17 protein-coding genes are annotated in these 17,755 nt (G+C 69.8%); 9 read left to right on the top strand and 8 right to left on the bottom strand.

Annotated elements, in window-relative coordinates:
• The first annotated feature begins 103 nt into the window (after positions 1 to 103).
• The 3 genes from ACL03H_RS01210 to ACL03H_RS01200 all read left to right on the top strand — a co-directional run bounded on the left by ACL03H_RS01210 (position 104) and on the right by ACL03H_RS01200 (position 4,025).
• A complete protein-coding gene (locus ACL03H_RS01210) occupies positions 104 to 1,435 on the top strand; it encodes an MFS transporter (protein WP_412809136.1) in 1,332 nt (443 codons plus the stop codon).
• A gap of 164 nt (positions 1,436 to 1,599) precedes the next feature.
• A complete protein-coding gene (locus tag ACL03H_RS01205; RefSeq protein WP_412809135.1) occupies positions 1,600 to 2,700 on the top strand; it encodes a zinc-dependent alcohol dehydrogenase family protein in 1,101 nt (366 codons plus the stop codon).
• Positions 2,701 to 2,738: 38 nt separating this feature from the next.
• The gene (locus ACL03H_RS01200; protein WP_412809134.1) at positions 2,739 to 4,025 is read left to right on the top strand and encodes a DUF4380 domain-containing protein; all 1,287 of its coding nucleotides are present in this window, start codon (positions 2,739 to 2,741) and stop codon (positions 4,023 to 4,025) included.
• 165 nt (positions 4,026 to 4,190) lie between these two features.
• Here the strand turns inward: ACL03H_RS01200 and ACL03H_RS01195 are convergent, their stop codons facing one another.
• The gene (locus ACL03H_RS01195; protein WP_412809133.1) at positions 4,191 to 4,481 is read right to left on the bottom strand and encodes a hypothetical protein; all 291 of its coding nucleotides are present in this window, start codon (positions 4,479 to 4,481) and stop codon (positions 4,191 to 4,193) included.
• Positions 4,482 to 4,794: 313 nt separating this feature from the next.
• The gene (locus tag ACL03H_RS01190; protein ID WP_412809132.1) at positions 4,795 to 5,412 is read right to left on the bottom strand and encodes a TetR/AcrR family transcriptional regulator; all 618 of its coding nucleotides are present in this window, start codon (positions 5,410 to 5,412) and stop codon (positions 4,795 to 4,797) included.
• Positions 5,413 to 5,477: 65 nt separating this feature from the next.
• Here ACL03H_RS01190 and ACL03H_RS01185 point away from each other — a divergent pair, with 65 nt between their 5' ends.
• The 4 genes from ACL03H_RS01185 to ACL03H_RS01170 all read left to right on the top strand — a co-directional run bounded on the left by ACL03H_RS01185 (position 5,478) and on the right by ACL03H_RS01170 (position 8,837).
• Positions 5,478 to 6,383 (top strand): oxidoreductase, encoded by a 906-nt coding sequence (locus ACL03H_RS01185; protein ID WP_412809131.1) that lies wholly within the window; start codon positions 5,478 to 5,480, stop codon positions 6,381 to 6,383.
• 56 nt (positions 6,384 to 6,439) lie between these two features.
• The gene (locus ACL03H_RS01180; protein ID WP_412809130.1) at positions 6,440 to 7,324 is read left to right on the top strand and encodes an SDR family NAD(P)-dependent oxidoreductase; all 885 of its coding nucleotides are present in this window, start codon (positions 6,440 to 6,442) and stop codon (positions 7,322 to 7,324) included.
• Entirely contained in the window at positions 7,321 to 7,782 is a 462-nt protein-coding gene (locus ACL03H_RS01175; RefSeq protein ID WP_412809129.1) for a nuclear transport factor 2 family protein, read from the top strand. Before ACL03H_RS01180 ends, ACL03H_RS01175 begins: the two co-directional genes overlap by 4 nt.
• 287 nt (positions 7,783 to 8,069) lie before the next feature.
• On the top strand, positions 8,070 to 8,837 hold the full coding sequence (locus ACL03H_RS01170; RefSeq protein WP_412809128.1) for an SDR family NAD(P)-dependent oxidoreductase: 768 nt from the start codon (positions 8,070 to 8,072) through the stop codon (positions 8,835 to 8,837).
• Positions 8,838 to 9,378: 541 nt separating this feature from the next.
• Here ACL03H_RS01170 and ACL03H_RS01165 read toward each other — a convergent pair.
• The gene (locus ACL03H_RS01165) at positions 9,379 to 10,128 is read right to left on the bottom strand and encodes an SDR family NAD(P)-dependent oxidoreductase (RefSeq protein ID WP_412809127.1); all 750 of its coding nucleotides are present in this window, start codon (positions 10,126 to 10,128) and stop codon (positions 9,379 to 9,381) included.
• Between the two features lie 124 nt (positions 10,129 to 10,252).
• Here ACL03H_RS01165 and ACL03H_RS01160 point away from each other — a divergent pair, with 124 nt between their 5' ends.
• Positions 10,253 to 11,185 (top strand): LysR family transcriptional regulator, encoded by a 933-nt coding sequence (locus ACL03H_RS01160; RefSeq protein WP_412809126.1) that lies wholly within the window; start codon positions 10,253 to 10,255, stop codon positions 11,183 to 11,185.
• Positions 11,186 to 11,961: 776 nt separating this feature from the next.
• Positions 11,962 to 12,729, top strand: a complete 768-nt coding sequence (locus ACL03H_RS01155; RefSeq protein ID WP_412809125.1) for a SpoIIAA family protein — start codon at positions 11,962 to 11,964, stop codon at positions 12,727 to 12,729.
• A gap of 351 nt (positions 12,730 to 13,080) precedes the next feature.
• Here the strand turns inward: ACL03H_RS01155 and ACL03H_RS01150 are convergent, their stop codons facing one another.
• The 5 genes from ACL03H_RS01150 to ACL03H_RS01130 form a co-directional block, all read right to left on the bottom strand.
• Positions 13,081 to 14,406, bottom strand: a complete 1,326-nt coding sequence (locus ACL03H_RS01150) for an APC family permease (protein ID WP_412809124.1) — start codon at positions 14,404 to 14,406, stop codon at positions 13,081 to 13,083.
• A 42-nt stretch (positions 14,407 to 14,448) separates the two neighbouring features.
• Entirely contained in the window at positions 14,449 to 14,832 is a 384-nt protein-coding gene (locus ACL03H_RS01145; RefSeq protein ID WP_412809123.1) for a hypothetical protein, read from the bottom strand.
• Positions 14,833 to 15,209: 377 nt separating this feature from the next.
• The gene (locus ACL03H_RS01140) at positions 15,210 to 15,539 is read right to left on the bottom strand and encodes a hypothetical protein (RefSeq protein ID WP_412809122.1); all 330 of its coding nucleotides are present in this window, start codon (positions 15,537 to 15,539) and stop codon (positions 15,210 to 15,212) included.
• Between the two features lie 56 nt (positions 15,540 to 15,595).
• Positions 15,596 to 16,981, bottom strand: a complete 1,386-nt coding sequence (locus ACL03H_RS01135; protein ID WP_412809121.1) for an MFS transporter — start codon at positions 16,979 to 16,981, stop codon at positions 15,596 to 15,598.
• Positions 16,982 to 17,294: 313 nt separating this feature from the next.
• On the bottom strand, positions 17,295 to 17,684 hold the full coding sequence (locus ACL03H_RS01130; RefSeq protein WP_412809341.1) for a leucine zipper domain-containing protein: 390 nt from the start codon (positions 17,682 to 17,684) through the stop codon (positions 17,295 to 17,297).
• Positions 17,685 to 17,755: the final 71 nt, after the last annotated feature.

Below are 17,755 nucleotides of genomic sequence, written 5' to 3'. Positions count from 1 at the left end.
GAGCCTGGTCATTAATTCATATTTAATGACCTGGTCACGATGGAGTGCACCCGCATCCCCGGTACCCGGGGGTGAGGGGCGGAGCGGTAAGAGAGATCTCAGCATGGGAATGACCTCGAACGGCCCCGGTCAGCACGGCAACCCCACCTGGTTGGAGCGGATGGGCATCCCGCGGCAACTGCGCTGGGGATACCTCGCCGTCCTGATCTTCATGATCGGTGACGGGGTCGAATCCAACTACCTCGAGCCGTACCTGACCGGCTGGGGCCTCAGCGCCCAGTCCGCGGGGCTGGTCATCAGCGTGTACGGCGCCTTCGTGGCGTTGGGCTCCTGGTTCTCAGGCGTGCTGTCGAACCTGTGGGGACCGCGCCGGGTGATGCGGTTGGGCGCCGCGCTCTGGCTCGTGTTCGAGGTCCTGTTCCTCGCGGTCGCGCTGCCCAGCGGGAACGAATTGCTCGTGTACGTCTGCTACGGGCTGCGCGGCGTGGCATACCCGCTGTTCGCCTACGCGTTCCTGCTCTGGATCCAGCTGACCAGCTCCCAGGAGACCCGCGGTGCCGCGGCCGGGTGGTTCTGGTTCGCCTACAGCGCGGGACTGCCCACCGTCGGTTCCGCCGTCGCCGCGATCAGCATTCCCCTCATGGGCGCCTACGCGACGTTCTGGCTCTCCTTCGCGCTGGTCGCGATCGGTGGGCTGATCGGTTCCTTCGCCGTCCGCGAAGCGCGAGGCACCCGGCCGATGGTGGACACCGCGGCTCCAGGGCACAGCACGCGCGCCGAGCTGCTCCGCGGGATCAGCGTGCTGCGCCGGTACCCGCGCACCGGGGTCGCGGCGCTGGTCCGGATGATCAACACGACGCCGTACTTCGGGTTCTTCGTCTTCCTCCCGTCGTTCTTCAGCGACAGGATCGACCTCAGCACCTCCCAGTACCTCGCCCTCGTGACCTTCATGGGCGTGATCGGCATCCTCGCCGACCCCGTGTTCGGGAAGCTCAGCGACCGGCTCGGCTGGCGGCACACCATCGCGTGGGCGGGCGGGATCGGGTGCGCCGCCGGCGTCCTGGTCCTCTACTGGGTCCCACAACTCGCGCCGGGGAACTACGTCGTGGCACTGGCGGCGACGGTGCTCTACGGCATCATGCTGGCCGGCTACATCCCGTTGTCCGCGCTGCTCCCAGCGCTCGTTCCGGAGCAGGACAAGGGGAACGCGATGGGCATCTACAGCCTCGCCGCCGGACTGTCCACCTTCGTCGGCCCGCTCACCTACGTCCTGCTCGACCCGTTCCTGGGGCACACCGGCGTGGTGCTGGTCTACGCCGCCATGTACGTCGCCGGTGCCGTGCTGACCTGGAAGTACCTGGTCACCGATGAAGACCCCAGCGAACAGCGCCGCCACACCGCGGTGTCCGCCGGAAACGCGCACCGAACCGGGTAACCGTCACGAGCGGGGGCTCACCACCGCGGAGCCGTCGCCCGCACCGCCGGGCGGAGCGGTCTCCGCGGTGCTCGGCCGCGAGTTCGGCGACCTCCGGAAGTCAGCACGAGCGCCTCAGCCGCCACGGGGCCTCTCGGCCCACCGACATCATCGAGGAACCACGCATGGACACGAAACCCGGCACCAACACCAGCGACGCGGGCTCCGCCTCGGCCGTGCCCACCACCATGACGGGCGCGTTCCTGCCCGGCGACGGCACCGTCGAGCTGCGGGAAACGCCGCTCCCGCGCCCCGGCCCCGGTCAGGTGCTGCTGCGCGTCCGGGCTTCCGGAATCTGCGGCAGCGACATCCACTACATCTACAACGGGCACGTCGGAGAGGGAGGCGCCGCCTACCGGGGAGTGGTCGCCGGCCACGAACCCGCCGGTGAGGTCGTCCACACCGGGCCGGGCTGCGAGCGCCTCAGCGCCGGTGACCACGTCGCCGTCTACCACATCTCCGGCTGCGGGCAGTGCGACGAGTGCTCCCGCGGCTACTTCATCGGCTGCACGTCCGAGTCGCGAGCGGCCTACGGCTGGCAGCGCGACGGCGGGCACGCGCCCTACCTGATCGCCGACGAGCGGACCTGCGTGCTGCTGCCGGAACCGCTGACCTTCGTGGACGGCGCGTTCATCGCCTGCGGCATCGGCACCGTTTACGAAGCGCTCACCCGCATCGCCGTCAACGGGGCCGACCGGCTGCTGGTGACCGGGCTCGGCCCGGTCGGCGCGGCCGCGGCGCTGGTGGCCCGCGCGCTGGGGGTGCGGACCGTGTACGGCGCCGAGGTCGTCCCCGAGCGGATGGAGTGGGCGCGCGGGCTGGACCTGTTCGACGCGGTGCTGGACTCGCGGGGCCAGCCGCTGGAGGAGATCGACCGGCTCACCGGGGGCACCGGCGTGGAAGCCGCCGTGGACTGCTCGGGACATCCCGCCGCACGCACGACCGCGCTGAAGGCCCTGCGGGTGCGCGGCCGATTGGCGCTGGTCGGAGAAGGAGGGCAGATGACCCTCGACGTCTCCGACGACGTGCTGCACAAGCAGGTGCTGATCTCCGGGTCCTGGGTCACCTCCATCCACGGCATGACGCAGCTCGCCGAACTGCTCGCCCGGCAGAACCTGCACCCGGACCGGCTGGTCACCGAACGCTTTCCGCAGTCCCAGGCGGGCCGCGCGTACGAGGCGGCGGCTGGACGCGCCGCGGGCAAGGTCTGCCTGGTCTTCGACTGAACCGGCCGATTCCGCGCACAGATGGGAGGAACCGCGACATGAGCAGCGTCCGCGCACGGGCGGTTCGCCGCCGAGTCGGCGGCCAGACGGTGATCGACCTCGGCAACGAGCGGCTGGCCCTCGTGCTGGCTCCTCAGCTCGGTGGCCGCATCCTGTCCCTCCGGCTGGACGGCCGGGAATTCCTGCACCGCTCACCGGAGCTGCTGGACGACCACTGCGGCGCACGCGATCCCGCGACCGTCGCCGCGCACGGTGGGCGAATGCAGGACTGGCGCAACTGGGGCGGGGACAAGACGTGGCCCGCGCCGCAGGGTTGGTCAGGCCCGCAGGAGTGGGCCGGGCCGCCCGACCCCGTGCTCGATTCCGGCGAGTACGAAGCGCTGATCGAGAACGACCCGGACGGCGAGTCCGCTCGGGTCGTGCTGACCAGCGCACCTGACCCGCGCACCGGTCTGCGACTGCGCCGGGACATCTCGCTCAGCGCGGGACGCACGGACTACCGCCTGCGGCTCACCGCGACCAACACCACCGACCGGCCGGTGCGCTGGGCGATCTGGAACGTCGCACAGCTCCCCGGACATCCGCCCGAGCGCGAGGGCGACGGGGTGTGGATCGGTCTCGACGGCGAGCCGGGCGACGGCTCCACCTCGACACCGCTGGTCGCGGGTACCGGGAATCCGCGCGTCGAGCAGCCGCGGCCCGGCCTCGCGCACGTCCCGGCCCAAGACGTCGTCGGCAAGGTCGGATTCCCAGCCGCGTCCGGGTGGATCGCCCACCTCGGCCCGGCGGGCACCTGGGTTCACCGGTTCCCGGTGGATCGCGACGCCACCTACCCGGACGGCGGATCCCGAGCCGAGGTCTGGCTGGAGCATCCCCTCACCGAACCGCTGGCCCACTTGGGCGGCCTGCGCCCCGAGCACCGCATCGTCGAGTGCGAAGTCCTCGGACCTCTCGTGGAGCTGGAGCCGGGTGCCTCGACGGAGCTGGGCACGTCGGTGATGCTGGGGCCGCACGGCGGTGAGGTGACCGGAGTCGGCGCCTCGGGCTGGTGGAACAGACCGTTGCGCGCGCTCTCGGCCGACGGTGGGACGCGCTTGGCCGGCCGCTTCGTCCCGTGCGCCGACAGCGCGACGCCGCTCGGCATCCGCGTGGTCCTCGACGGGACGGAGTTGACCACCCACCGCACCGAGATCCCGGTTCGGGCGGGTGAGCCCGTGGAACTCGACGATCTGGCACCGCTGCGCGCAGTGCCCCCGGGTTCGGTGATCGAGGTGCTGTCCGACGATCTCGCCGAGGTACCCGCGGGTCGCGTCGAAGTTCCCTGACCCGGTCTTGCTCGCGCCTCGGCAGCGACAACGCCCCTCGTGATGAGGGCCGCGAGGCGGGCACGTCGCCGATCCGCGTCGACCGGGTCGGCGACGTGCCGCATCGGCTCCACGCGACGTCGGCGAATGCGGACTCGATCCCGCGTGGAATCGAGGGATTCCGCCTCAGGATTCGGGATGCGGTTCGGGCCGCACGAGCGCTGGCGAATCGACCGCGAACGACTGCCCGCCTCCGCTGCGGCCCGCCTCGATGCTGATCGTCCCGCCTCCGGAGGTCAGAAGCAGCTCGCGGGGAGTTCCTTCCTCCCAGCCGTCGGTCGCGTGGTGGAGGTCGAGGACGTGGTTGTCGTGCTCTCCACCGGTGATCCTGATGCGCGCGTGCTCACCTCCGCCTGCCGTCCTGGGCTCAGCGGTGAACCGGTAGCTGCCCGCCGGTACCTCGTTCGTCCGGCTCAACGCCCCCGAGAAGGTGCCCGGACTTCCCAGCACTGCTGCGGAACAGCCTCCGGCTCGCCGTGGCTGGCCTGACCGCCACGCCGCTCCCCCGGCGACCTGGCCGCGCACCTGACCGCCGTTCGTCAGTGACGGGAAGACTCTCCGGAAGCAGTTCCCCTCGTGCACCGGGCACGCGCACCACCAACCCTCCGCACAGCTTCCGCGCGGACACCGCTGCTTCAACGAGCACACCGAGAACCGACCTCGAAGAACAGACCGGGGCACGCCGCCGACCGCCAGTGCGACTGGGAGTCGAGCCGGCCTTGCGGTGTGGTCAGCGCGGCTCCGGTGGGCGGGCCCCGCGCAGGAACTGCGTCACCGCGGTGTCCACGAGTTCGTCGAGCCGCCCCGGTTCGATCATGCCGCTGTTGAGCATGGACGCGATCCCCAGGACGGTGGCGTAGAGGACGAGTCCGATGCCCTCCGGGTCGCTCCCCTGCAACTCACCGCGCGCCTGGCCCTCTTCGATCAGGTCGCTGATCTGCCCGAACGCCGCCGTGGCGGCTTCAGCGACCGCGGTCGCCCCCGGGCGGTGCTTGCTGGAGTTCATGAGCCCGGCCAGTGCGGCGTTCTCGGTCGCGAACCGGACGTAGGCCGACGCGAACGCGTGCAGGCGGGTGGGCAGGTCGTCCTCGTCCTCGATCTCGTCCACCGCGGCGCGCAGCTTCGCGCCCAAGCGGAGGAATCCCGACTCGGCGAGCGCGTCGAGCAGCGCGCGGCGGTCCGCGAAGTGCCTGCGGGGCGCAGCGTGGCTCACGCCGATGTCCCGTGCCAGGTCCCGCAGGGAGAGCTGCTCGGCCCCGCGCACCCGCAGGCTGCGCTCCGCCGCGTCGAGCAGCTCCGTGCGGAGATTCCCGTGGTGGTAGGGCCGCTGCTGTGTGGTGTCAGGCATGGGGGCAGCCTACTCAGCCCAATGTTTACATTGACAACTATGTTTCCACTGCCTACTCTCGTGGCATGTCCAGATCCTCCCCCGCCGACCTTCCCGACCTGACCGGTCGCACCGCCGTCGTCACCGGCGCCAACAGCGGCATCGGGCTCGTCACCGCCCGCGTTCTCGCCGAGCGCGGTGCGCAGGTCGTCCTCGCCGTACGGGATCCGCAGAAGGGGGAAGCGGCGGCAGCGACCGTGGCAGGTCCGTGCCGGGTCCGCACCCTCGACCTCGCCGACCTCTCCTCCGTGCGGGCGTTCGCCCACGACCTCCCGGGCCCCCTGGATCTGCTGATCAACAACGCCGGCCTCTCCCTGGGGCCGCTCTCCCGGACCGCGGACGGATTCGAGAGGCAGCTCGGGACGAACCACCTGGGCCACTTCGCCCTGACGAACCTGCTCCTCCCGCGCATCAGGGAGCGGGTCGTGACGGTCGCTTCGCTCGGGCACCGGATCGGCTCGCTGGACTTCTCCGACCTCCAGTGGGAGCGCCGGCCGTACCGGCCCAACGCCGCCTACGCGCAGTCCAAGCTGGCCAACCTCCTGTTCGCCGGCGAGCTCCAGCGCAGACTCACCCGCGCGGGATCCCGCGTCATCTCGACGGCCGCGCATCCCGGCATCTCCTCGACGAACCTGATGCGACCGGAGACGAGGCCCTCCCTCGGTTTCCGCGTCGAGAAGTTCCTCGTGGGGCTCGTCGCGCACAGCGCCGAGGAGGGAGCCCTGCCCACGCTGCACGCCGCCACCGCGGACATTCCCGGCGACAGCTACGTCGGCCCCGACCGGCTGTGGGGCATGCGCGGCGCGCCGACCCTGGTCGGCCGGGCCGCCCGAGCACGTGACGGCTCGGCGGCACGGCGGCTGTGGGAGGTGTCGGAGGAGCTGACCGGCACGCGCTTCCCCCTCGATGCGCTCGCGTCCCCTGCCTCGTGAAAGGAACCACCGCTGTGCTCCGTCCACGGAGAGATCCGCCCCAGAACCCGCGGAAGATGAACGAACTCGCCGTCGTCTCAGGTGCCGCGTCGGGCATCGGGGCCGCGACGGCGCAGGCCCTCGCCGCGATGGGCTACCACGTCCTTGCCGGGGTGCGCACGGACAGCGAGGCCGACGCCGTCCGTGCCGACGGCATCGAACCGGTCCTCCTGGACATCACCGTCCCGGAACACGTCGAGGCCCTCGCCCGGCGGATCGCCGACGACCCTGAGCGGCGCTTCCTGCGCGTCCTGGTGAACAACGCGGGGATCGAGATCAACGCCCCCGTCGAGGTGCTCCCCCTTGCCTTGTGGCGCGAGCAGTTCGAGGTGAACCTCTTCGGACACATCGCCGTCACCCAGCGACTCCTGCCACTGCTGCGGCGGAGCCGCGGCAGGATCGTCAACATCAGTTCCGTGGGCGGGGTAGCCGCGCTGCCCGTCTTCGGGGCGTACGCGGGAACCAAGTTCGCCCTCGAAGCGGCCAGCGATTCCCTGCGCCGCGAGGTCTCGGCGCACGGCGTGCAGGTGGTCGTCGTCCAGCCCGGCGGCGTCCGGACCGAGATGGCCGCCCGCAGCGGTGAGATCTCCCTCGGTCTCGCCGCCGCGATGAGCTCCGAACACCAGCACCTCTACAGCGGCCTCATCAACGCGACGGTGGCGTCCAACGCAGCCTTCCTGGAACGCGCCGCACCAGCGGCGAAGGCGGGGGCCAAGATCGCCAGGGTGGCGACCACGCCCCGCCCGCGCGCCCGGTACGCGCTCGGCAGGGACGCCGCCCTCATCATCCCCCTCGCCCGCTTCCTGCCGGCCCGGCTGATGGACGCCATCCTCGCGATGAGCCACCGGTCCCGGAACCCGAAACCCGCGCCAGCACCCGAGCCCGCAGGGAGTCCTTCATGACCGCGCTCGCCGACCGCATCGAACTGATCGAGCTGATGGGCCGCTACGCCGACATCGCCGATCTCAAGAACTTCGACGGCCTCCCCCACCTCGTCCACACGGACTCGGTGACCCTCGACTTCTCCTCGGTCGTCGGCCTGCCGCCCACGACCGTGCCGCTCGACGAGTACGTCCGAGTGCTGCGCCAGGCCTTCTCCCCCTTCTCCGCCACCCACCACGCGATCACCGGTCACGTCGTCGAGATCGACGGCGACCGCGCGACCCTCCACGCGCACGTCCGCGCCGAACACTGGGTGCCGGAGGAACGGGCGGGCGGCGGGCCGGACCGATGGCTGGTCGTCGGCTTCTACGACAACGAGGCCACCCGGACGCCGAACGGCTGGCGCCTCAGCAGCGTCACGCTCACCGCCACGCACCAGGAGAACGCCCACCTGTCAGGGCCTACCTCAGTCAAATGACGCCGGCGGGCTCCAAGCACGGATCCGGCACAGGTTCCCCTGGCACCACTTGGAGCAGCACGACCACAACCTCCTCTCCCCGTGGACACCCCGTCACGCCCCATGGCGGGGGCGACCCGCCGACGCCCTCCGGGGAAGTGGCGAGCTCGTGGAGCGAAGAGAACCTCACATAGCTTGAGCCTATGTAGAACATACCATTTTTCACTTTGTGCCTATACATTTGGCGACCTACTGTCGTTCCCGTTACCGAGCACGGCTCGGTGCCGGGAACGGGAGAAACGGAAGTCATGACTGGTAGCGATTCGAACAGGTTGCACGGAAAAGTCGCGCTCGTGACCGGGGCGGCCAAGGGAATCGGAGCGAGCATCGCGAAGGAGTTCGCTGCCGCCGGCGCCTCAGTGGTGGTCAATTACGCCTCCGATGCCGAAGGGGCGCAGCGGGTGGTGGGCCACATCCGCGACAGCGGTGGGACAGCGGTCGCGGCTCGGGGTGACGTCTCCGCGTCGAGGGACGTCGAAAACCTCTTCACCGAGGTCGTCCGCGCCTACGGCCGGCTGGACGTCGTGGTCAACAACGCCGGGGTGTGGCACGCGGAGCCGGTCGAGGCCGCGACGCGGGAGCACATCTCCCGCCAGCTGTCGGTCAACGTGCTCGGGCCCGTCCTCACGATTCAGGAAGCGCTCAAGCATTTCGGTCCCGACGGCGGCTCGATCATCAACATCGGGTCGCTCGACAGCGCTCGCGCGGTCCCCGGAATGTCCATCTACGCTGCCACCAAAGGCGCCGTGGACGCGCTGACCCGAGTGTTGGCGGCCGAACTGGGCCCTCGTGGGATCAGGGTCAACACCCTTGCCCCAGGTGGCGTGGAGACCGAGGGAATCCACGCCTCGGGCTTCATGGGAAGCGACGCCGAGAAGGAGATGATCGAGCGCACGCCACTGGGGCGCATGGGCCAGCCGCAAGACCTGGCGAAGGTCGCGGTGTTCTTCGCCTCCGACGACGCGGCGTGGGTCACCGGTGAGCGGCTCACCGCGTCGGGCGGCCTTCGAAGCTAGGTTTCCGGCCGCGAAGATCGAGGACGGCCTCGATCTTCGCGGCCGGCGCCGGATTCCCGCGGTAACCCAGGGCGTCGCGCGGCGGTTGCTCAGCGGGCAATGCTGGAGGACAACCGGGGCATTACCCAGACGCGAATTCGGGCACGCAGAAGCGCTGGCTCAGCACCAGGTCAGGGAAAACGGATTCCGCCGCGGACCCGCCGATCGGGCGGATGATCACACCCACGCCCCCCGCGGTTGTGGCGCGAATGTCGTACTCGAGGTTGTCGTAGCCGAATACCGCTTCGGGCCGCGGCCTTCTTCGCCGTGGCACGCCCGTCCTCGACCGAGACCACCGTGACGGCACATGTGTCGAGACTGGACGCCTCATCGAATCGCGGGGGGCGCCCGCTGCGCCCGCTCGTGCGAGGACGACGACGTTCGTGCTCGGCTCGATCGTGACGCAACGCGTGGTCGCGAAGGCCGGGGTCGGGCAGCCCTCGGTGCCTCGTCGACCACGTCTCGCACGTGTTCGCTTCGAGATCGACGGTGCCAGCTGCGGCTACACCTGAGCCATACCACCATCTACGCAGAGCTCGGCGCCGGTCATGAAGCTGCTGTCCTCCGAGGCCAGGAACAGGGCGGCAGCGGCGATCTCCGCGGGGCGCCCGAGGCGGCCCATGGGGACGTGCGTGGCCATCTGGGCGCGGAGCGCCGCCGGATCCTGCCCGAAGTACTCGGCCTGCCCGTCGATGATGGGGGTGTCGAACGGGCCCGGGCTCAGCACGTTGACCCGCAGACCCCGGTCGCCGAACTCGGCGGCCCACACGCGCGCGTAGGAGCGCACGGCCGCCTTGGCCGCGCTGTAGGTGGTCGATCCGGCGAGTCCCTTGAACCCCTGGATCGAGCCCATCAGAATGATCGACCCGCCGGTCGGCATGAGCGGCAACGCCGCCTGAACGGTGAACATCGTGCCGCGAGCGTTGGTGTCGAACGTCCGGTCGAAGTGGTCCTCGGTCACCTCGCCGAAGTCCGCCCGCTCGATCATGCCCGCATTGGCGACGAGCACGTCGAGGCGCCCTTCCTCCCGTCGGATCGTCTCGATCAGCCCGTCGAGATCGCTCGACGACGTGGAGTCCGCGGCGACCGCCGTGACCCGTCCTCCGATAACGGTCGCCGCGTCGTCGAGAACTTCCTTCCGACGGCCTGTGATGTAGACGTGGGCACCTTCGGCCGCGAACCTCTCGGCGATCGCAAAGCCGAGACCTGCTCCACCACCCGTGACCAGAACGGCCTTGTCCGCGAGACGCATTCTTTCTCCCCTTTTTCCGGAATCGGCGCTTGCGATCCACAACCTACGCACGCCGAGACATAGGCGCAAAGAGAGTAGTACTATCTACCGCATAGACTCTTCCTATGCGACGAGGCGGCTCAGAATGAACTTGCGGCAATACGAGTACGCGTTGACCGTGGCCGAGGAGGGCAGCATCACGGCCGCGGCGGAGCGGCTGGGCGTGACCCAGCCGTCGCTGTCCCAGCAGATCGGCACCTTGGAGAAGCAGGTCGGCGTGCGCCTGTTCGCGCGGACTCCGCAGGGCATGACGCCCACTGTGGCGGGACGGGCCTTCCTGGCCGAGGCGGAGGTCGCCACCACCGCCTCCCGGCGGGCGTTCACCGCGGCTCGCGCCGCGGACGGCGACCTGACAGGCGAACTGATCGTCGCCGTCTACCTGGGACTCGGGACCCGCCGACTCTCGCGTGCGCTCGGCGAGCTGCGCCGCCGCCACCCCCACCTGCAGGTCACCCTGCACGAGGAGCCCGACCCCACGGACATGGAACGGCTCGCCCGCCAGGGCACGCTCGACATGATCCTGGTGCACGAGATCCCGCCCGGATGCATCTTCGACCTCCACGCACTGGGCGAGGAGTCCTACGTCGCCGTACTCCCGGAGGACCACCCGTTCCTGCGCAGGGACGCGCCGCTCAGCCTCGACGATCTCGCCGACGAGGGATGGGTGCGCTTCCGCCGCACCAGCAAGCTCGACGAGTACCTGGCGCGCCTGCTCGCCGACCGCGGCCTCGCTCCACGCACTGTTGGCAGGGCCTCCCAGATCTCGACCGCGGTCCGGCTCGCCGCGGAAGGTCTCGGCGTTACCGTCGCGCCGTCCTCCGCGATACCCGACGGCTACGAACGCCTGACCCGCCCACTGCACCCCGCCCTCTCGGAAACGGTGGTCGCGGGCGTACGCCGCGCGCCGGGCCGAGCCGAGATCGCCCTGCTCAACCAGCTGAAGCGCCAGGACTGGTCAAGCACCAGCGACAGCGCGTCGACGCGCCAGGAGTCGGCACAGCAGCCTGTGCGCGGATAGAAGCGTCAGCGCTGTCGGCGAAGCGGACTCCTGCAGTTCACTGGGGACACTGGAATCCGGCCTCGAAGAACAGCCCCTGAGCGTGCCCCTGACCGCCGGCGCAGCTGAAGGGCAAGGGGCCGAGGATTCGAATCCGCCGCCCCGACGGTCGGGAAATCCCGCTGGTTCCGCACAACAGTGCGGTTCAGCGGGCTTCTCGGTGTCGTGATGGCGATCGTGCAGTGGATATTCCTGAGCCGTCCGCACCTGGTTTTCCCGAGGATTGCGGGAGGATCCGAGCATCGGGTTGTCGCTGTGCGCCATCATCGCCTCCGCACCAGAGCTGAGCACCTACTCCGTCGTCGTAGCCGCCTGCCCACCACTAGCGCCGCCGCTCTCGGTCGAACTGCTCAACCCGGCACTCAAGCGGCGCAGCGCAGAGACGGCACGAGCGGCCGCTGACGAGTCCGACCGGATCAAGGAACCGCCTTCGGCGAAGCCGGGCGGGGCCAGCCCGCTACCGAGGACCTCCTGCGAGGCAGAGGATGTACCGCTGCGCACGGTCGTCAACAACGTACCTGTTCACAGCGCCAACGGTGCCGATTGAACATCCTCCAACAACCAGCGCGACGAAAAACGTCGATCACGGTGCCGGTCGCGGAGTCCTGGACTTCCTGCCACGATGAGGCGGTCTGAGGATGAGTAGCAATATGAATTGATTCCGGACGCGAAGATGAGCGCCAGCCCCGGCCGAGGGCGCTCTCCGCATCGCATTGGGGCACCGAGAGGGGAATGGCATGCTGGAAAGGGTCCATGACGTGCCTGCCGGCGTCGATGCCGTGAAGGCGATCGGCACGGTGTCGAAAGAAGACTACGAAACGGTGATCGGCCCACTCGTCGATGACGCGCGCAAGGAAGGTCGCCGCATCCGATTTCTGTACGAGTTCGGCCCGGAATTCCAGTCGTTCACCCCGGCAGCGGGTTGGGAAGACTTCGAGGTCGGGATCGGCGCCATGCGGCTGTTCGAGGGATGCGCGCTCGTCAGCGACATTCGCTGGATCCGCGAGTCGACCCGGCTCATAGGTTTTCTGATGCCCTGTCCGGTGCGCGTCTTCGGTAGCGACCACCGCGAGGAGGCCTTGAGGTGGTTGGCCTCGCTACCCGAAGGGCCCGGGGTGTCCCACCACATCCTGCCGGAGTCCCAGGTTCTGGTTGTCGAGGTCACGCAGCCTCTGCGGGCACCGGACTTCGACGCGCTGGCGCGGTCCGCGGACCACTGGCTCGAAACTCACGACGAGCTGGCCGGTGTTGTGGTGCACGCGCGCGACTTTCCAGGCTGGGAGAACGTCGGAAGCCTGCTCCGGCACGTACGTTTCGTCCGGGACCATCATCGCAAGGTCAGGAAGGTCGCACTGGCGGCCGATAGCGAGCTCGCCGGCCTCGTGCCTCGGCTCGCGAACCACTTCGTCCGAGCCGAAGTGCGGCGGTTCGGATATGACGAACTCGACGACGCCGTCGTCTGGGCCTCGGTCCCTCCCGACCGTCACCCGGCGGACGCGGGTTGATGGGGCGGCCCTGTCCGCGGCAGCGAAGACGCGTGCGTCCAGGTCCGGTCGTCTCGGCGGCAGGGCCAGTTCCGCGCTGTCGTTCAGCTCCTCAACAGCCCGCGCGCCGCGCTCCTCCACTCTGAAACCGCTGACCGTCGGACGCTCGCGCCACCGCTGCTTCCTGGTGTGTTCAGCGTGGAGTTATCACCGCCCCACGCAGGAAGATCCGCGAACGTGACCGGTGGCGTTGCCGGTCAGGCAGTCGCGGACACGACGATCTGGGTCGCACTCGGTGACGCCACCGCGTGCGGCGCCGCGACCGTCAGTGACACACCGCGACGATCGGGGCTACGGCCGGGGTGCCTTTCGCTACTCGGGCGCCTGGCGGTGGTCCGGTGTCGGTGGGTGGATCGTCGTCCGGCCACGGAGCCGGATGAGCAGTTCGCCGACGGTGGCGGCGGCGAGCATCCCTGCGAGGATGCCGAGTTGCCGAGGTGCAGTAATGGCGGCGTAACCGGTGAGCGTGGCGAGTGAGCCGACGCAGACGGCGGCGCCGGCCAGGGCAGTGCTCCTGGCGGCACGGCCGGCGGTGGGCAGGCGCGCGGCGGCCAGGTTCACGGCGGCGAAGATGATGAGAAAACCGGCCGAGCCCATGAGGCTGATGCCCTCGATGTCAACGGTGTTGACGATGATCAGGGTCCCCACCGTGGTGGCGAGCAGCCCACCGATCGGACGGTTCCAGATCGGGTCGCCGAGGTGCTCGGGCAGTTCGCCGTGACGGGCCATGAGATAGGTGAATTTCGCCGTGCCGTAGAGGGTGGCGTTGATCGCGCTGGCGGTAGAGACGATCGCAGCGATCGCGATCAGGGTGAAGCCGACGTGTCCCAGCAGCGGGCCTGCCGCGACTGCCAGTGCGTAGTCTCGTCCGGTCGCGATCTGCTGTGAGGTCAGGTTGCCGACGGCGACGAACGCGACCAGCACGTACAAGGCGATCACGCTGCCGATCGAGATCAAGTAGGCCCGTGGGAGGGTCCGCTGCGGCTCGCGGGCGTCTTCGGACGCGTTCGCGATCAGCTCGAACCCCTCGTACCCGAGGAAGATCAGCGATCCGGCGTAGACGATCACACCAGGCGAGGGGAACGCCGACGGCGCGACCTGGGCGGTGTCGATGAACGCGAGTCCGCTGACGCAGAAGGTCAGCAGGACGGCCAGTTTGAAGTAGACGAGCAGCGACTCGGCGCGGCCGACAACGCGGGCTCGGGCGAGGTTGAGCGCGGCGAGAACGAGCACGACCGCGCTGCCGAGCACCCGTCGCCACTCGCCGCTGGCGGGCAAACCCAGCAGCGCGGCCAAGTAGCTGCCGAACGCGACCGCGTACAACCCGAGCATCACGAAGTAGCTCAGCCACAGCAGCAGGTTCAGCGGGCCCGCCACCTTCGTGCCGAAAGCACGGTCGAGGAAGGTGGCAGTTCCGCCCCGGTCCCGGAACCGCACCGACAGCAACGCGTACGACCAGCCGGTCAGGGCCGCGACGACCCCGCCGACGACGAACGACAGATACGCTCCCGCCCCGGCCAGTTGCACCGTCAGCCCGAGGACCGAGAAGATACCGCCGCCGACCATGCCGCCGATCCCGATCGAGACCAGCGCGGTCACACCGATGCCGCCCGATGCGTTCTGTCGGCCGCTTCTCATGCTCCCCCCGTCCTCGCGGATCCGGGCGAATCTTTCGTCCGGCTAGCGCCACGCCGATTTCTCGTCCTCTTCCCTTCTCGACGAAGCGGGCTGATCGAGCTCGCTGGTGTCGCTGCCCGCGTCGGCCGGCAACGCCCTGGCTCCGGCCCGCGCTGTGCGGCCCGCGATGGTGGCACGCGCGCCTTCGCGGGTGATGGAGGCGAGGTCGGCCGCGTGCGGCACGTCCGGGTTCCGCTGTCGTGCTCCGGCCGTGATCGCCGCGGCCGAGGGGTCTTCGCTGTCGGCCACGTCGGCGGCGACCGGGGTGAGCAGGTTCCCGCTCGTCGCGGCCGTCGGTGGCGTGGAGGTCGGCGAGGGCTTGGGGTGCCTTGGTGGGGTGGCGGTCTCGTCCAGCACGACGGTGTCGAGCTCGTGGACGGCCGCCAACGCCTCGGCGGAGCGAATGGGATGCTGGCTTTCGCGCCTTCGCCGGTTCCGAGCATGACGTGGGGCATGACCGGCGGCATCGGCACCAACGTGCGGTGCCGCATCGTCCAAGCCCTGCGGGGACACGACCAGATCGTCGGCATGACCCGTGACGGCGCGGACGACGTCCCCCGAGGACGCCGCACCGGACCGACCCGACCGCGCCGACCACGCTCTCCCTGAGTCCGTCGGTCGGCGGACGCTGCACCGTCTTCCAGGCCCGCGTACGCCCAGTACCCGGCGGTCACCACGGATTCCAGGCGAATCACCCGCCGGATCTGCCATCGCGAGGCTCCGATCGCGCGCGGCAGACCGAGCCCCCTGGACCGACTCCGCACCTAACGCTCCGCGGCGAGGGCCACCGCGGCGAGGAGCGCGGTGAGGACGGTCAGGGTGAACATCGCGGTGATCGCGCGATGAGCCTGTGGGGCGGCGTGGCCGGTGCGGACTGCCGTGCGGACCTGGTGGAGGTGATGCGGCAGGTAGCAGCTGATGCACGTCGCGTTGAGCAGGCTGACCGCGCCCGCGATGGCGAGCAGGCCCACGTGCGCGCCCCGCGCGGCCAGGAGCAGGACCGCGCCTGCCGCGGCCATGACCAGAGCGGTGGAGGCCCAGGCGTTGCGAGTGGCCCGAACGGGATCCGGGGGCACAACGGGTGATGTGTTCATGGTCGGCGGACCTTCCACCGCGTGTTCTTCCCGCATGCATTCAGCGGGGGGAGTGATCACGCTTGCCGGTCTCGGCCGCTGGTTGCGCAGTGGCTGGAGACGACGGCGATGAGGCCGAACGCGCCAAGGCTGGCCAGCGCCAGTCGACCGCCCCTGATCGACTCCGCTCCGTGGTTGATGTGCAAGCACAGGGTAACATTTGAGACACCGAGTGCGGTGCCCAGCCCGCGGCTCATGTTGACCAGCCCACCGCCGGTGGCGGACATGCGCACCGGAATCGATCCCATGATCGCGGTGTTGTTGGCCGGGATGAAAACGCCCAGCCCCAGACCCAGCACCAGCAGGAACGCAGCCACCCACGGTCGGCTCGTGGGTGCGACGGCCAGCGCCGCGAGTGCGATCACGGCCGTGACCGCTCCGAGCGTGCTGCGCGCACGAGGTGTCCAGGCTCTTGGCAGGAGTCGTTCGGCGGTGATCGCGGTGAAGGCGAATCCCGCGGGCAGAGCGGTGAGAACCAGCCCCGAAGTCGCGTTGTGCGTGCCGAACAGTTGCGGGAACAGCGTGAGCGGCCCGAACAGGACCAGGTAGGCGCTCAAAGCCCCGAGCAGCCCGATCGACATCGCAGGCGGGCGCAGCACCGCAAGATCCACCAGCGGGCTGGTCGCGCGACCCTCCCGCAGAACGAACCCGAGCCCCGACACCGCGCAGGCACCGAACAGCACAGCTGCTACCCACAGCGGAAGGGGCAGCCCGGAGATGCCCGACAGCGCCAGCAACAGCGCGGTCGTCGTGGTGGCGAGCAGCAGCAACCCGATCCAGTCGAAGTGTTCGAGAGGAGTGCGTGCACGGGTGCGCGGCAGCAGGTAGTGGCCGGCGATCACGGCGATCACGCCGACGGGGACGTTGACCCAGAACACCCACTGCCAGCCGACCGTGGCCACCAGCAGCCCACCGGTGACCGGACCGAGCGCCAAGCCCAGCGCCTGCGCCGCGGCCTGGATCCCGAGCCCGCGTCGCATCTGTCCCGCGGGCACGCTGGTGACCACCAGCGCGACGCTGTTGGCCTGCAGCATCGCCGCCCCGACCGCTTGCAGGACCCGGAACCCGATCAGCCAGCCGAGGCCCGGGGCCAGCGCGCAAGCCGCCGAGGCGGCGGTGAAGACCACGAAGCCGCACAGGTAGACCAGCTTGCGGCCCGCGGCATCCGCGATCCGCCCGGCCGCGGTCACCAAGCCCACCAAGGCCAGCAGGTAGGACAGCGAAACCCATTCCACGGCGGCCAGCGGCGCGGCGAACTGCTCCTGCAGCGCTGGGAAGGTCAAGGTCACGATGCTGGCGTCGAGCTGCCCCATGAACGCCCCGAAGCACACCGTGGCCACCGCGAACCATGGCGCGTTGGGGTGTTCACGCACCGCTCGCGGGCGAGCCCGTTCCACCCCCATCACCACATCCCGACCGCCGCCAGCCCAGTACCTCGTGATGAAGGCTATGACCGGTGCGCACCTCCAGCGACCCGGAAAGCCGTTCGCTCCGTCGGGCTGCTGGGATCCGCGGGTCCGCCCGCTGGGGAACCTCTGCGGAACACGGTTGTCGTGTGAGCTTCGAGTGCGGTGAGCGTGGCACCGATCCGCTGTCCCCCACCAGCACAGAATGCCCCCGCGGTGCGCCCTTCAAGTCAGGCAGGGACTCGGTGCAGGAAAGCCGCGCCTTGCCCCAGCGGACTTGCCTCGACCGACGGTCTTGGCCTGGTCGCTGTCACGACCGCGGATGCGCCATCCGCCACGGCCAGGGTTTCGGCCGCCCTTCGCCACGTCCAGGTGCACCCGTGCCCGGGTCGGCGAACAATGATCTTCCCGGGCTTGCGGTCGTTGTCTCCGCCAGGATCGATGAACCGCTTCCTTCAGGCCGAGCCCACTCGAACGCCGGGTGACGACGCGGCGGTTGACCGTGAGCCCGAGCTCGGCGGTGATGCGCTGGGCCGACCGCTCGTGCTCGCGCCGGGCAGAACTCGATCTTCTCGATGGCCCGGGCTGGCGTCGCGTTCGGGCTCTGGCGCGAGCTCGATGAGCGATCAAGCAGTCCGGCGTCACCGTAACGCCGCCACCGGGTGCCCCACTTCGACGCGCAGCCCCGGGAGATACCCATCTCGGCAGCGACGTGCGCGATGGGGCGCGTCTTGCACCGCCCGATGAGTCGTCGGCGCCCCTCGATGCTGA

The sequence above is a fragment of the Saccharopolyspora antibiotica genome (assembly GCF_047200635.1).
In the GTDB taxonomy this organism is placed as follows: Bacteria; Actinomycetota; Actinomycetes; order Mycobacteriales; family Pseudonocardiaceae; genus Saccharopolyspora_C.
The sequence above is the reverse complement of the archived record's forward strand: the minus strand, read 5'-3'. Positions and strand labels throughout refer to the sequence as shown.

What these genes read in the sequence shown, in the direction of transcription:
- ACL03H_RS01165 (WP_412809127.1), bottom strand. Translation starts at nt 10,128, where the DNA reads ATGCGTCTCGCGGACAAGGCCGTTCTGGTCACGGGTGGTGGAGCAGGT.
- ACL03H_RS01130 (WP_412809341.1), bottom strand. Translation starts at nt 17,684, where the DNA reads ATGGGTATCTCCCGGGGCTGCGCGTCGAAGTGGGGCACCCGGTGGCGG.
- ACL03H_RS01210 (WP_412809136.1), top strand. Translation starts at nt 104, where the DNA reads ATGGGAATGACCTCGAACGGCCCCGGTCAGCACGGCAACCCCACCTGG.
- ACL03H_RS01180 (WP_412809130.1), top strand. Translation starts at nt 6,440, where the DNA reads ATGAACGAACTCGCCGTCGTCTCAGGTGCCGCGTCGGGCATCGGGGCC.
- ACL03H_RS01175 (WP_412809129.1), top strand. Translation starts at nt 7,321, where the DNA reads ATGACCGCGCTCGCCGACCGCATCGAACTGATCGAGCTGATGGGCCGC.
- ACL03H_RS01135 (WP_412809121.1), bottom strand. Translation starts at nt 16,981, where the DNA reads ATGGGGGTGGAACGGGCTCGCCCGCGAGCGGTGCGTGAACACCCCAAC.
- ACL03H_RS01150 (WP_412809124.1), bottom strand. Translation starts at nt 14,406, where the DNA reads ATGAGAAGCGGCCGACAGAACGCATCGGGCGGCATCGGTGTGACCGCG.
- ACL03H_RS01200 (WP_412809134.1), top strand. Translation starts at nt 2,739, where the DNA reads ATGAGCAGCGTCCGCGCACGGGCGGTTCGCCGCCGAGTCGGCGGCCAG.
- ACL03H_RS01155 (WP_412809125.1), top strand. Translation starts at nt 11,962, where the DNA reads ATGCTGGAAAGGGTCCATGACGTGCCTGCCGGCGTCGATGCCGTGAAG.
- ACL03H_RS01160 (WP_412809126.1), top strand. Translation starts at nt 10,253, where the DNA reads ATGAACTTGCGGCAATACGAGTACGCGTTGACCGTGGCCGAGGAGGGC.
- ACL03H_RS01185 (WP_412809131.1), top strand. Translation starts at nt 5,478, where the DNA reads ATGTCCAGATCCTCCCCCGCCGACCTTCCCGACCTGACCGGTCGCACC.
- ACL03H_RS01140 (WP_412809122.1), bottom strand. Translation starts at nt 15,539, where the DNA reads ATGAACACATCACCCGTTGTGCCCCCGGATCCCGTTCGGGCCACTCGC.
- ACL03H_RS01170 (WP_412809128.1), top strand. Translation starts at nt 8,070, where the DNA reads ATGACTGGTAGCGATTCGAACAGGTTGCACGGAAAAGTCGCGCTCGTG.
- ACL03H_RS01205 (WP_412809135.1), top strand. Translation starts at nt 1,600, where the DNA reads ATGGACACGAAACCCGGCACCAACACCAGCGACGCGGGCTCCGCCTCG.
- ACL03H_RS01190 (WP_412809132.1), bottom strand. Translation starts at nt 5,412, where the DNA reads ATGCCTGACACCACACAGCAGCGGCCCTACCACCACGGGAATCTCCGC.